Annotated in this window: 12 protein-coding genes and 1 tRNA gene; 8 read left to right on the forward strand and 5 right to left on the reverse strand. The window is 65.8% G+C overall.

All coding sequences use genetic code 11. From position 1 onward, the window contains the following. Positions 1-43 precede the first annotated feature (43 nt). Entirely contained in the window at positions 44-1,054 is a 1,011-nt protein-coding gene (locus PD284_RS21475) for a ligase-associated DNA damage response exonuclease (RefSeq protein WP_274630155.1), read from the forward strand. Then, complete coding sequence (locus PD284_RS21480; RefSeq protein ID WP_274630156.1) at positions 1,054-2,655, forward strand: cisplatin damage response ATP-dependent DNA ligase; 1,602 nt, start codon at positions 1,054-1,056, stop codon at positions 2,653-2,655. The genes PD284_RS21475 and PD284_RS21480 overlap by 1 nt, the downstream gene beginning before the upstream one ends. A gap of 9 nt (positions 2,656-2,664) precedes the next feature. Here PD284_RS21480 and PD284_RS21485 read toward each other — a convergent pair whose 3' ends face one another. After that, on the reverse strand, positions 2,665-4,122 hold the full coding sequence (locus PD284_RS21485; protein WP_274630157.1) for a hypothetical protein: 1,458 nt from the start codon (positions 4,120-4,122) through the stop codon (positions 2,665-2,667). Positions 4,123-4,308: 186 nt separating this feature from the next. On the opposite strand from PD284_RS21485, the gene PD284_RS21490 reads away from it, so the two are divergent. After that, on the forward strand, positions 4,309-5,262 hold the full coding sequence (locus tag PD284_RS21490) for an NAD(P)H-dependent flavin oxidoreductase (RefSeq protein WP_274630158.1): 954 nt from the start codon (positions 4,309-4,311) through the stop codon (positions 5,260-5,262). A gap of 8 nt (positions 5,263-5,270) precedes the next feature. Here the strand turns inward: PD284_RS21490 and PD284_RS21495 are convergent, their stop codons facing one another. Further along, the gene (locus PD284_RS21495) at positions 5,271-6,320 is read right to left on the reverse strand and encodes a Gfo/Idh/MocA family protein (protein ID WP_274630159.1); all 1,050 of its coding nucleotides are present in this window, start codon (positions 6,318-6,320) and stop codon (positions 5,271-5,273) included. A 4-nt stretch (positions 6,321-6,324) separates the two neighbouring features. Then, complete coding sequence (locus PD284_RS21500; protein WP_274630160.1) at positions 6,325-7,110, reverse strand: ThuA domain-containing protein; 786 nt, start codon at positions 7,108-7,110, stop codon at positions 6,325-6,327. 162 nt (positions 7,111-7,272) lie between these two features. Here PD284_RS21500 and PD284_RS21505 point away from each other — a divergent pair. The 5 genes from PD284_RS21505 (at position 7,273) to PD284_RS21525 (ending at position 10,279) form a co-directional block, all read left to right on the forward strand. After that, positions 7,273-7,348: transfer RNA gene (locus tag PD284_RS21505), tRNA-Thr, on the forward strand. Between the two features lie 427 nt (positions 7,349-7,775). After that, positions 7,776-8,180 carry a hypothetical protein gene (locus tag PD284_RS21510; RefSeq protein WP_274630161.1) on the forward strand — a complete coding sequence of 135 codons (405 nt, stop codon included), beginning with the start codon at positions 7,776-7,778 and terminating at the stop codon, positions 8,178-8,180. Then, positions 8,170-8,565 carry a phage holin family protein gene (locus PD284_RS21515; RefSeq protein ID WP_274630162.1) on the forward strand — a complete coding sequence of 132 codons (396 nt, stop codon included), beginning with the start codon at positions 8,170-8,172 and terminating at the stop codon, positions 8,563-8,565. The genes PD284_RS21510 and PD284_RS21515 overlap by 11 nt, the downstream gene beginning before the upstream one ends. Then, positions 8,562-9,419 carry a hypothetical protein gene (locus PD284_RS21520; protein ID WP_274630163.1) on the forward strand — a complete coding sequence of 286 codons (858 nt, stop codon included), beginning with the start codon at positions 8,562-8,564 and terminating at the stop codon, positions 9,417-9,419. The genes PD284_RS21515 and PD284_RS21520 overlap by 4 nt, the downstream gene beginning before the upstream one ends. Further along, positions 9,419-10,279 (forward strand): hypothetical protein, encoded by an 861-nt coding sequence (locus PD284_RS21525; RefSeq protein WP_274630164.1) that lies wholly within the window; start codon positions 9,419-9,421, stop codon positions 10,277-10,279. Before PD284_RS21520 ends, PD284_RS21525 begins: the two co-directional genes overlap by 1 nt. An 88-nt stretch (positions 10,280-10,367) precedes the next feature. Here the strand turns inward: PD284_RS21525 and hutC are convergent, their stop codons facing one another. Next, positions 10,368-11,132: a histidine utilization repressor gene (gene hutC, locus PD284_RS21530; RefSeq protein ID WP_274630165.1), complete on the reverse strand. Its 765-nt coding sequence runs from the start codon at positions 11,130-11,132 to the stop codon at positions 10,368-10,370. A gap of 22 nt (positions 11,133-11,154) precedes the next feature. Further along, positions 11,155-12,471 carry a histidinol dehydrogenase gene (gene hisD, locus PD284_RS21535; protein ID WP_274630166.1) on the reverse strand — a complete coding sequence of 439 codons (1,317 nt, stop codon included), beginning with the start codon at positions 12,469-12,471 and terminating at the stop codon, positions 11,155-11,157. Positions 12,472-12,509: the final 38 nt, after the last annotated feature.

Genomic DNA, 12,509 nt, shown 5'->3' on the forward strand with positions numbered 1-12,509 from the left:
TCAACAGGCTTTTCGGTCCGCCGGAAACGCCTATGTTGACCGCATGCGACCACGCGACCTGCTCCATCCGCGACCCGAGGGTCTCTACTGTCCGCCCGGCGACTTCTTCATCGACCCGGTGCAGCCGGTCGACCGCGCCCTGATCACGCATGGCCATTCCGACCACGCGCGCGCCGGCCACCGCCACGTGCTGGCAACGCGGCAGACGCTGGACATCATGGCATTGCGCTGCGGCGAGGGTTTTGCGGGCGCAACACAGGCAGCAGCGCTGGGCGAGACGCTCAGTCACGGCGGCGTCGCGGTGACATTCCAGCCGGCCGGCCATGTGCTGGGTTCCGCGCAGATCCTGGTGGAGCACGACGGCACACGCATCGTGGTCTCCGGCGACTACAAGCGCAGCGCCGATCCTACCTGTGCGCCCTTCGTGCCCATCCCTTGCGACGTCTTCATCACGGAGGCGACGTTCGGCTTGCCGGTCTTCCGCCATCCGCCGGCCGCCGAGGAGATCGGACGGCTCGTCAAGTCGGTCCACCAATTCCCCGAACGCTCGCACCTCATCGGCGCGTATGCGCTCGGCAAGGCGCAGCGCGTGATCAGGCTGCTGCGCGAAGCCGGCCACGACCAGACCATCTATGTCCACGGCGCGCTGGACCGGCTCTGCGACTATTTCGAGAGCCAGGGCGTCAGGCTCGGGCCGCTCGCGCCGGCAACCGTAGAGACCGGGTCCAAGGGAGATTTTGCCGGGGCCATCGTCGTCGGCCCGCCCTCGGCGTTTGTCGACCGCTGGGCGCGCCGCTTTCCCGATCCGGTCGCCTGCTTCGCCTCCGGTTGGATGCGCATCCGCCAGCGGGCGAAACAGCGGGGTGTCGAGCTGCCGCTTATCGTCTCGGACCATTCGGACTGGGACGAACTTGTCGAGACCATAGAGGAGACCGGCGCTTCGGAGGTCTGGGTCACGCACGGCCGCGAAGAGGCGCTGGTGCGCTGGTGCGAGCTCAACGGCATCGCGGCCAAGGCGCTCCACCTCGTCGGATACGAGGACGAAGGCGACTGATGGACCGTTTCGCCGAACTTCTGGACCGCCTCGTGCTGACGCCGTCGCGCAACGGCAAGCTAACTCTGCTCACCGACTATTTCCGCGAGACGCCGGATCCCGACCGCGGACTGGCGCTGGCGGCGATCACGGGCGACCTGTCGATCGCCTCAGTGAAGCCGGCAATGTTGCGCGCGCTGGTCATGGAGCGCATGGACCCGGTGCTGTTCGGCTATTCCTACGACTATGTCGGGGATCTGGCCGAGACCGTTTCGCTGGTATGGCCGGAAGCGGATGGCCACCGGAAGCCGAACCGAACACCCACGCTCGCGGAGGTTGTTAACGCACTCCAGGCGGCCAGCCGTTCCGACGGACCGAAGGTGCTGGCGCACCTGCTCGACAGCGCCGGCGTCTCAGCCCGCTTCGCCATCATCAAGCTGGTGACTGGCGGCCTGCGCATCGGCGTCTCGGCGCGGCTGGCCAAGCAGGCCGTCGCCGATCTGGGCAAGGTAGACGTGTCGGAAATCGAGGAGTTGTGGCACGGCCTGTCGCCCCCGTACGCCGCGCTCTTCCAGTGGCTCGAAGGCAGCGGACCGAAGCCGGAAAAGGCGGCCAAGGCGCTGTTCCGGCCGGTGATGCTTTCGCATCCGGTCGAGGACCGGGACCTGGAGAAGCTCGACCCCGCCGACTATGCCGCCGAATGGAAGTGGGACGGCATACGCGTGCAGGCGGTGCGCGAAGGCGGCGTGTGCCGGCTCTACTCGCGCACCGGCGACGACGTCTCCGGCGCCTTCCCGGACGTCATCGACGCCATGGACTTTTGCGGCGCGCTGGACGGCGAACTCCTGGTCGGCGATCCGCGCACGGCCACGGGGACCTTTTCCGACCTCCAGCAGCGGCTCAACCGGAAGACCGTGTCGCCGAAGATTCGGGAAAAGTTTCCGGCATTTGTGCGTTGCTATGACCTCTTGCAGAAGGGCGACGAGGATCTGCGCATCCTCACCTTCCGAGAGCGTCGCGCGCAGCTGGAAGCGTTCGTCGCCACGCTCGACCCGGCCCGCTTCGACCTGTCGCCACTGGTCGCGTTTTCGGGCTGGGAGACGCTGGAGGAACTGCGCGGGAATCCACCGCACCCGATCATCGAGGGGATCATGCTGAAGCGCTGGGACTCGCCCTATCTCGCCGGCAGGCCCAAGGGTCCCTGGTTCAAATGGAAACGCGACCCGCACACGGTGGACGCCGTACTGATGTACGCCCAGCGCGGCCACGGCAAGCGCTCGAGCTTCTATTCCGACTACACCTTCGGGGTCTGGACCGGCGAGGAAGGCTCGGAAGAGCTGGTGCCGGTGGGGAAGGCCTATTTCGGCTTCACCGACGAGGAACTGAAGCAGATCGACAAATTTGTGCGCGACAACACGGTCGAGCGCTTCGGGCCGGTGCGATCGGTACGCGCCGACCGCAGCCAAGGCCTGGTGCTGGAGGTTGCGTTCGAAGGGCTCAACCGTTCGACACGGCACAGGTCCGGCGTCGCCATGCGCTTTCCCCGCATCTCGCGGCTAAGATGGGACAAGCCGACCGCCGAGGCCGACCGCATCGAGACGCTGCAGGCGCTGCTGGACTGAAGGCGGCGGCTACTGCGCCGCGGCCTTGATCTCGTAGACGTCGATCGCCTTGCCCTTGCCCGAAAAGTCGGAGTTGATGGCAATCGTGCCGCTGGAACCCGGCTTCTTGTCCGGAAAGTCGATCTCGAAGAGGAATTCGCCGCGCTCGTAGCCGACTTCGTAGCGCTTGCGGCCGCAATCGCCCAGCTCGCCGAAATTGCATTCGATGGAAATCTCGGTAGCCGCGCCGCCCTCCGCCCGAGCCGAGATGTTGAAGACAGCCCGCTTGCCGGCGAGCTGTTCGAGCACACCCTGCCCCACATCGAAGCTGACGGCCGACCCGCTGGCGCCGGAACTTATGCGCAGGAAGGCCCCGCTGTCGTCCCGCATCGCCTCGGCCTTGGTGTCGCCAGGCGCGTTGGCCGTCGAGGGATCGGCAGGCGAAAAGATGCTGATCCAGTTCTGCTGCGTGGCAGGCTGATCGCTCAGCGCAGGCGGTGTCCCTGCCGCAGGGTCGAAATCCTCGCTCCCGAGTTCCTGGGGCGGATTCGGAACCGACGTGTCGCGCTCCTGCGGCGACTTCAGCAGGCCGGTCTGGAAGGCAAACATCAAGCCGACAGCTGCAATCGACAGCAAAGCGATGCCGAAGAACAGGGCCGCGAACGGCCGCCTCTTCTCCCGCGATCGGGCGACGCGATCGGCGGCAACGACTTCGGGCGGCGATTCGGGCACGGGGGCGGAGATGTCGGGGCCGTCGAGCGGCGGAGGAAGAGCGCCCGAGAAGTCGAGGTCCGCATCGGCGCGGCCGTGCAGATGAGGCACCGCTCCGAAATCCAGCGAAGGCTCCTCATCCGGCGACGTAGCGTCGGGGATTGCGATCTCGGGAGCCGTGCCCCCCGTCTGCCCCCGATGCCGATCGGAAATCGAGGGCTCCGGAGCGGCGGCGGGTGCAGAGGCAGACCCGGACCGGCCATTGGAAGAGAAGAAGGGCTCTCGCCGTCCAGTTTCACCGGTTGACCTGTTCCCTCCTGTGTTGCCGGGGTCATCCGAAAATCTGTCGGGCGCAATGGAGTACGTAACCGGCCGCGAAACGGCGGCTGATGGAGCCGAATCGGCAGGTCCCGGCGAGACGGGAGCTGGGTCCTGGCGCGGGGCAGCGCTCGGCCATTCGGGCATCGCTTCGGTTTCTCGATCCGGCCTGCCGTCAGGGGACTGCCCAAGAATGTCGAGGAGCGCTTCGTCGAGGCGCCCGTCGAGAGCTGCGTCATCTTCGGGAAGCGCAACCTGAAACTCGGATTCGATCTCGCGAATCTTGTCCTGCAGCCCCTTGCGCCGCGAGATCGCCTTCTCCACCGTCAGCTGCGGGTTGGCCTGCATGACCCGGTCAAGCGCCGCCTCGACCGAGCGGTACACGCGCTGCCTGAAATCGGGATCGTCGGCATCGCCCTTTTCCAGGGCGGTCCGGATCGCTTTTTCGATCGGGTCCAATATCGGCCTCGCTGCCAGTTCTCCCGGATGATCGTTAGACTCAGCCGACCCGTCAATCAATGTCTCGTTCTGCATTCTGCCGCGATCTCCGCAGCACACTGAAGCCGACAAGGATGCGCGCATTGCAGAACGATTCCATTCTGCTAGAGCTTACGTTTACGAAAACGTCAACTTCGGATGAACGCGATGGCCCTTCCGCCCCTCCTGAAATCCCTGCGCATCCCGGCAGTGGCGTCCCCGATGTTCATCATCTCTCATCCGCCGCTGGTGCTGGCCCAGTGCAAGGCCGGCATCGTCGGATCGTTCCCAGCCCTCAATGCGCGTCCCGAACCGCAACTCGACGACTGGCTGGCCGGGATCACCGAGACGCTGAGCGTCCACGACGCGCAGAACCCGCACAAGAAGGCGGCGCCGTTCGCCGTCAACCAGATCGTGCATCGCTCCAATGCGCGCCTGGATCGGGATCTCGCGCTTTGCGTCAAACACAAGGTTCCGATTGTGATCTCCTCGCTGGGCGCCGTCGAGGAGGTGAACCAGGCGGTTCACTCCTACGGCGGCATCGTGCTGCACGACGTCATTCATGACCGACATGCGCGCAAGGCGATCGAGAAGGGCGCCGACGGGCTGATCGCCGTGGCGGCGGGCGCCGGTGGTCACGCCGGCACGCTGTCACCCTTCGCGCTGATCCAGGAAATCCGGCAATGGTTCGACGGGCCGCTTCTGCTTTCGGGCGCCATCGCCAATGGCGGCGCGATCCTGGCAGCGCAGGCAATGGGCGCAGACCTCGCTTATATCGGCTCGCCCTTCATCGCCACCACGGAGGCGCGGGCGGCGCCCGAGTACAAGCAGATGATCGTCGATTCGAAGGCCGCCGACATCGTCTACTCGAACCTGTTCACCGGCGTGTACGGCAATTATCTGAAAGGCTCCATCGTCGCCCAGGGCCTGGATCCCGACAATCTCCCCGCCTCCGAACCGTCGAAAATGGATTTCGCCAATTCCGACGCCAAGGCATGGAAGCATATCTGGGGCTGCGGACAGGGTATTGGCGCGGTCGACAGCGTGGCTCCCGCGGCCGAACTGATCGACCGGCTGGCACGGGAATACGAGGCCGCGAGGGCGGCGCTACTGGCGGCATGAAAGGTGGCTCAGCCCAGGCTGACCGCCCTCCCCGTCCGGTCGCTCTCGAAGCACGCGTCGATGAGGCGCTGGATCTCCGCCGCCCGCCGGAAGGAGGGATCGCCGTTCACGCCGGACGCCAGTGCATCGATGAAGCGACAGGCGTTGCGGTGCGTGGGTTCCAGCTCGACGTCCCGCCAGCGCGCACCGTCGACACCCTCACCCAGGCAAGCGGACAGGCCTGACACCTTGCCATTCGTCTCCACCCTCAGCGCGCCCTTCGCGCCATGCAGTGTCAGCGTCAGGTCGTTGGTGTGACCGGTCGCGTAGCGTGTCGCCACCACCGTGGCGAGCGCGCCGCCCGAGAGGCGCGCGGTGATCGCCGCGCTGTCATTGGCGTCCAGCCTGTAGTCTCCGATGCGGTCACCTTCGGCTTTCGGGAACGTCACGAGATCCGCCGTAAGGCTGACGACGCGCTCGGCGGCGCCGTAAGTTGCGAAGTCGAGGATGTGGATGCCGACGTCGCCCAGTACGCCTGTCGAGCCGTGGGCGCTCGACAGCCGCCATAGCCACTTGTCCTCGGTCCGCCAGTCGCCCCAGGCGCGGCTGACCAGCCAGCTCTGGCGGTAGGCCGCCTCGACATGGCGCAATTCACCGAGTTCGCCTGCCTCCACCATGCGCCGCGCCTGCTGGATGGCAGGCGAATTGCGGTAGGTGAGGTTCACCATGTTGACGAGGCCGGCTGCCTCCGCCGCCTCGGTCATGGCAAGCGCATCGGCGTGGTTGGGCGCCAGCGGCTTTTCGCAGAACACGTGCTTGCCGGTCGCGATCAGGGCAAGGGTCGTGGCCTTGTGCACGCCATCCGGCGTGGCGTTGATCGCGGCGTCGAACTTTCCCCAGTCGAGCGCGGCCTCGAGGCTGTCGAAACCGCGTTCGAGGCCGTTCGCCGCGGCGAAGGCGGCGGCGCGGCCGGGCAGCGCGTCGGCGCAGGCGACGATCCGACATTCGGAGACCTGACCGAACTCCTCGATATGCTGGCCGGCTATGCCGCCGGTCCCGAGCAGAAGCAGCCTGTGCATGCGCTCAGCCGAACCCTTCCTCCCCGTCGGCGTGGAGCCGCGGGCCTTTCTGCACCAGCGGTTCGCGGGCCTGGTCGATCGGCACGTTGGGAGCGTTGGTGATCGCGGTCCAGGCCGGCGCGGGATTATGGGCCCAGTTCACCGCGTTGCGCAGAATCTGCTGCACCTCCTTGTGGTGATAGATCGGGTATGTCTCGTGACCGGGCGAAAAGTAGAAGATGCGCCCTGCCCCGCGCTGATAGGTGAGGCCCGAGCGAAACACCTCGCCGCCCTCGTACCAGGACACGAAGACCGTCTCCAGCGGCTCCGGCACGGCGAAAGGCTCGCCATACATCTCGGTGTTGGGGATCTCAACATGCTCGCCGAGGCCGCAGGCGATGGGATGGCTGCGATTGATGACCCAGACGCGCTCGCGCTCGCCTGCCTCGCGCCATTTCAGCGAGCAGGGCGTGCCCATCAACCGCTTGAAGATTTTTGAATAGTGTCCTGAGTGCAGGACGATGAGGCCCATGCCCTCCCAGACCCGGCGCTGCACGCGCTCGACCACCTCGTCGCTCACCTCCCCGTGGGCGCGGTGGCCCCACCAGAGCAGAACGTCGGTTGCGGCGAGCCGCACCTCCGTGAGCCCGTGCTCGTGATCCTGCAGCACGGCAGTCGACGGCCGGATGTTGGCGTCCTCGGCAAGCGCTGCGGCGATCGCGCCATGCATGCCGTCGGGATAGAGCGCCCGGACATTCTCGTCCATCTGCTCGTGGACGTTCTCTCCCCACACGAGAGCATTGATCGGCATGCTATCCTCCAAAGCGCTTTGGATGCTGTCCTTAGCCCATTCCGCCTCCGCCGGGAAGTTCAAACATAGCGACAAGAATGAACGCACGGCGGACTTGATCTTGGCGCACAATGAAGCTATCAGGCGCTCACATCAGAAGTCGGGCGAACGCCCGGCCCGGATGCCGCTTTAGCTCAGTTGGTAGAGCACATCATTCGTAATGATGGGGTCGCGTGTTCGAGTCACGCAAGCGGCACCACTTTTGCTTAGAAGCGGATATTTTCCAGCCGCCCACGTGACGATCGCGAATCTCGATCGTCCCCCGCCTTCCCGTTCTGCCCAGCGATCCATGTTTCCAGAACGGGGCGCTGATCCCTTTGATCCGGCGGCGGCCGTCGCACGTTGCGGCGATCAATTCTCCTTCCATCTGGAACAATCATCCTGCCGGCTCGTTCGAAGAGTGAGCAGAGGCGCGGCAAGCGCAGGGGATCAAACGAGGTTCCCTCCCTCTGCACTTAGAAATGGAGAGCACAGCCGTGAGCGACGGAAACGCAAAACGCAAGAACTCCCCGACCGGCCGACCGAGCGCCTTGGCCGCACGGCCCAGAACCAATCGACCCATCGGCGGCGGATCTCTCGGCATGGACGAGCAAAGCTCTGCCAAACGCCCGTCCAGGGCTTCGAACATGGCGCACCAGGCAACCGACACCATCATGCAGGCCGCCAGCGAAGGAGCAACCACCATCTCCCGACAGATGAGCGGGCTACTCGATCGTCAGGTCGGCAGCGGCGCCGACATGATCCACCAGGTCGCCAGTTCGACCCGGCTCGCGGCGGACGACCTGGACGCGAACCTGATGCCGCAGGTCGCCGGCATGGTGCGCACGGTCGCAGACAGGATCGACACCTATGCGGACGACATCAGGGACAAGTCCGTCGAGCAGATTCTCGGGACCGCGTCGGAACTTACCCGACGCCAGCCGGCAGTCGTCTTCGGCTTCGCGGCCTTGGCCGGCTTCCTGGCCTTCCGTGCGCTCGGAAGCATTCCAAGTCGCGACATTGGCAAGGAGGCCGAACGGTATGGCGCATGAGCCACCCAGGGACTCCGCCCTGCTGAGCACGCTGTCGGACCTGATGGGCGATTTCGCCGATCTGTTCCAGAAGGAGATGCGGCTGGCGCGAGCCGAGATCACGACCAATATCGCCAGGAAGCTGCAGGCCGGCATCTGGATGTCGGCGGCGGGGCTGCTGGGATTGCTTGCGGCCCTGCTGGTGATCCAGGCGCTCGTTTTCGGGCTGATCGCTTGGGGCCTAGCACCCCACTGGGCCTGTCTGGTCGTCGCGGCGATCCTCGCCTGCCTCGGCGCCTTCGCCTACTTCAAGGGACGACAGGACGCAGCCAAGGGCCTCGCCCCAGAGCGGGCGATCAATCAGATCAAGCAAGACATCAAATCCACCAAGGAGCAGTTGGTATGAGCCTGTTTACCCGCGATGGCCGCATGAGCGCCGCCGACCGGTTGGTGGGCGCGGCGAAGCGAAACCCCGAGGGCGTACTTCTGTTGGCGGCTGGCTGCGCGCTGCTCATGCGCGGAGTTGGCGCTGCGGCGGACGCCCTTCGCGAAGACACCGCCCGGCGACGCGCGCAGCGCTCTCCCAACGGCCGGCTTGACGAAGACGAAAGGCCCGGCCTTGCCGAGAGTGCGCGCGAATACGCTTCCGATCTCGGGGAGCGCATGAAGCAAGGAGCCAGCGCCATGGCCGAGTACGCCGACGAGGCGGGTCAGGCTGCACAGGCGGCATATGACCGCTCCGGACGCATGGTGCGGCAGACCGGCACGTCCGTGCGCGACGCGGTCGACCGGACGCTTGTCGAGCAGCCGTTGGCGATCGCGCTGTTCGGGCTGGCCGCGGGAGCCGTGCTGGCTGGAGCGCTGCCTACGAGCCGCATGGAGAGACGTGCGCTGGAACCCGTGGGCGAAAGCCTCGGCGAGGCAGCCCGGGAAACCCGCAGCCGCCTCAAGCGGTCGGCAAGGAAGGCCGGCGAGCGCCTGAGCGATGTCGCTGAGGAACGCGGACTGAGCACGGAAGGCCTCAAGCAGGCTGCTGGCCAAGTGGCGGAAGCGTTCGCCAGCGAGATGACGGGACGCGCCGAAGGCAAGAAGGCTTCCGGCAGTATGAAAAGAAATCCCCAAAATCCTGCCAAGGCACAATCCGGCGGCGCCAATCGCCCGATGAAGAGCGGAGCGAGGACCGAGACAGCCAGCGTCCTCAAGGAGGCTGGCGAGACGATGCCAACCAACATGCCCGGCAGCGGCCAGCGAGGGATGTGATGACAGAGAATGATCTGAGGCAGCTCGAAACCGAGGTCGAGGCCGCGCGCGCCAAGCTGACCGGCGACATATCCACATTGCGGTCGCCGTCAACCTTCTCGGACTTCACGGAAAACCTGAAGCAGGCGGCCATGGAGAAGAAGGACAGTTTCATCGACGATGCGCGATCGCGGACGCGCTCGGCGATCGATGAGATGGTCGAGAACGTCAAGGCGAAGGCGGCCGCCAATCCCGCGGCGGTCCTCGTCATCGGGGCAGGCCTTGCCTGGCATCTGCTCCGGCGGCCGCCCATCGTCACGGCGCTGGTGGGCGGCGGGCTCTACAGCCTGATGCGCACGAAGGCGGCGGCGAACGGCACTGGACAGGTCGACCATATGGCCATCGCGAAGGAGAATCTGAAGGGCCAGGCTCGAGACATGATGACAGCCGCCGGCGACATGGGTCAGCACGCTGCAGACTATGCAGTGGCAAAGGCGACAGATCTGTCCGGTCAGGCCAAGGAAGCGCTGAAGACGCAAGCCGAGGAACTGATGGACGCGGCCGGCGAGATGCGCGACCAGGCGACGGATTTCGCCAGGACCAAGGCGGCCGCCATCTCCGAGAGGACGCGGCAGATCGTCGAACGTGCGCCGCTCATCGGATCGGACCGCGACGATGCTGATGCCTTTCAGGTGAACCCGCTCGAGGGCGAACCCTACGATGATCGATTCGACGGGTATCGGCCCAGTCGCGATGGATCGGCCACGGCACTCGGAACGGACAGGCTCCTGCTCGGCGCCGCCGGCATCGCCATCGCTGCGGCTCTGGCGTTTGCCTACCAGCGCAGGGACGCCAGCGATACGAGGGACGGGGACAGATGACCGGAAAGCGCCACTCCCGCAGTCGTAAATGACACTGCGGGATCGGGGTGCGCGGTCGCCTTCGTGCTCAACAATCAGGCGAGAGCGATCAGCCTATAGCGGCGGGCGTATAGCGGCTGCCCAAAGTATAGCGGCTGCCTGCGTACACGAACCGGTTGACCGTGGCGACGGCGGCGCCGGTCCACGTCCTGCGATGCAGGTGGAGGCAGGGCTCGCTCGGATCGAGTTTCAACAGCTGCACCATTTCCCCGTCCGCCGCGACCGCCGAGATGACGTGCTCCACCTCGGTCAGGGGCGTGCTCCGCTGCAGATAGTCGAAGGTGGTCATCGTCTCGAAATCCTGCCGATGGTAGTCGGGAACCAGACTGGAATTGACGAAACGTTCCTCGAGCACGACAGGCATGCCGTTCTCATGATGCACGATGACGGAATGTCCAACCGGCTGGGGAGCAGCGAATTCGAAAGCGGCGACCAGCTCCGGCGGGGGTATGATCATCTCCAGCACCGCAACGCGAGCGACGTGGAGCGATCCGCGCTGCCGGATCTCGGCGGCGATGTCGTTGATCTCGATCAGCGTGGACCGGGGCTTGGGCGGCGCCACGAACGTGCCGACGCCCTGGACGCGCAGAAGATGACCCTCGGACGTCAGTTCGCGCAGAGCCCGATGCACCGTCATGCGAGAGACGCCAAGCGAAGCGACCAACTCGTTTTCGGAAGGGAGCTTTCCGTCCCTCCCCCATCGTCCGGTGCCGATATTGTCGAGGACGTAATCCTTGACCTTTTCGTAAAGCGGGCTCGCTGACGGGGGCAACGAACCTGCCTGCGGAAAGCCGTTGCGGGTCTCGTCGGTCATGTGCCGGCCTTTCCCATGCCGCTCAGAGATACGCCTTGCGCACGTCGGATACGGCGTGCTCGTGCGAGGAAAACCCCTCGTAGCGCGCCAGGGTGTGCGCGTGTTTGGCGAACGCGGGATAAGCGGATGCGGTCACGTACCCGACCGAAGAGCGCTTGACGAAGTCGGTCACTGAGAGCGGACCATAGGTGCGCGCCCAGCGGCTCGTCGGCAGCACCGCATTCGGGCCCAGCCCGAAATTCGCGATCGAGACGGGAGTATGGGGACCCATCAGGATCTCGGCGGCTTCCGTGATGTGGCTGAGGTGGGCGAAGGGATCCGTCGACAGGATCTCCAGGTGCTCGGGAGCGTAGTCGTTGACGAAGCGATAGCTATCTTCGAGCGACGACGTGAGCACGACGCCGCCGTAGCTGCCGGTCAGCACTGCCTTGGAGAAAGTCACGCGCTGCTCAGTCATGCGCGCCCAATGCTCGGGAAGTGCGGCGATCGCCTCTTCGGAGACGCGGCGGCTGTGCGTTACGAGATAGGCCGAGGAATCGGGGCCGTGCTCGGCCTCGATCAGCAGGTCGAGCGCAGCGAGCCCGCCCTTGACGGTGTCGTCGGCGAAGATGATCGCCTCCGAGGGGCCGGCAGGCAGGCCGGGATCGATAACGCCGGCGAGCAGGCGCTTGGCGGCGACGACCCACGGGCTGCCAGGACCGACGATCTTCAGCGCCGGCCTGACGGTCTCGGTGCCGTAGGCGGCCGCCGCGACGGCCTGCGCTCCACCCGCCTTGTAGATGGTCTCGACCCCGGCGATGCGGGCGGCGACGAGCGTCGCCGCGTCGACGGAGCCGTCGGGCGCCGGGGGCGTCAGGATGGCGAGTTCCGGCACGCCGGCGACGACGGCAGGCACTGCCGTCATCATGGTGACCGAAGGAAACGCGCCCTTGCCGCGCGGTATGTAGAGCGCGACCGACCTGATCGGCGTGAAGCGGTCGCCGGCGAAGGCGCCGGGGCGTATCTCCTTCAGCCACATCGCTTCCGGCTTCTGCTCTTCATGGAAACGGCGGATATTGTCGATGCCGAACTGGATGGCGGCGATCACCTCCTTGTCGACGAGGCCGAAGGCGGCGTCGATCTCGGCTTCGGTGACCTTGAGCTTGCCGATCTCGACATTGGCCTTGTCGAAGTCGCGGCCGAAGCGGACGAGCGCGGCGTCGCCCTCGGTGCGCACCGCCTCGACGATCGGCTTCGCCTTTTCCATGAATCCGGAGAGGTCGGCTTCAGAACGCCGCATCAGGGCGGCACGCCCGTCAGAGTCGAGCTTGGCGAGGTCGTGGAAGGAAACAGCGGACATTTTCGGCATCCCAGTCTCGAGCCGGCCTTGTTATCCGG

It is taken from the genome of Mesorhizobium shangrilense, from assembly GCF_028826155.1.
In the GTDB taxonomy this organism is placed as follows: Bacteria; Pseudomonadota; Alphaproteobacteria; order Rhizobiales; family Rhizobiaceae; genus Arvimicrobium; species Arvimicrobium flavum.

What these genes read in the sequence shown, in the direction of transcription:
- PD284_RS21475 (WP_274630155.1), top strand. Translation starts at nt 44, where the DNA reads ATGCGACCACGCGACCTGCTCCATCCGCGACCCGAGGGTCTCTACTGT.
- PD284_RS21480 (WP_274630156.1), top strand. Translation starts at nt 1,054, where the DNA reads ATGGACCGTTTCGCCGAACTTCTGGACCGCCTCGTGCTGACGCCGTCG.
- PD284_RS21490 (WP_274630158.1), top strand. Translation starts at nt 4,309, where the DNA reads ATGGCCCTTCCGCCCCTCCTGAAATCCCTGCGCATCCCGGCAGTGGCG.
- PD284_RS21495 (WP_274630159.1), bottom strand. Translation starts at nt 6,320, where the DNA reads ATGCACAGGCTGCTTCTGCTCGGGACCGGCGGCATAGCCGGCCAGCAT.
- PD284_RS21500 (WP_274630160.1), bottom strand. Translation starts at nt 7,110, where the DNA reads ATGCCGATCAATGCTCTCGTGTGGGGAGAGAACGTCCACGAGCAGATG.
- PD284_RS21510 (WP_274630161.1), top strand. Translation starts at nt 7,776, where the DNA reads ATGGCGCACCAGGCAACCGACACCATCATGCAGGCCGCCAGCGAAGGA.
- PD284_RS21515 (WP_274630162.1), top strand. Translation starts at nt 8,170, where the DNA reads ATGGCGCATGAGCCACCCAGGGACTCCGCCCTGCTGAGCACGCTGTCG.
- PD284_RS21520 (WP_274630163.1), top strand. Translation starts at nt 8,562, where the DNA reads ATGAGCCTGTTTACCCGCGATGGCCGCATGAGCGCCGCCGACCGGTTG.
- PD284_RS21525 (WP_274630164.1), top strand. Translation starts at nt 9,419, where the DNA reads ATGACAGAGAATGATCTGAGGCAGCTCGAAACCGAGGTCGAGGCCGCG.
- hutC (WP_274630165.1), bottom strand. Translation starts at nt 11,132, where the DNA reads ATGACCGACGAGACCCGCAACGGCTTTCCGCAGGCAGGTTCGTTGCCC.
- hisD (WP_274630166.1), bottom strand. Translation starts at nt 12,471, where the DNA reads ATGTCCGCTGTTTCCTTCCACGACCTCGCCAAGCTCGACTCTGACGGG.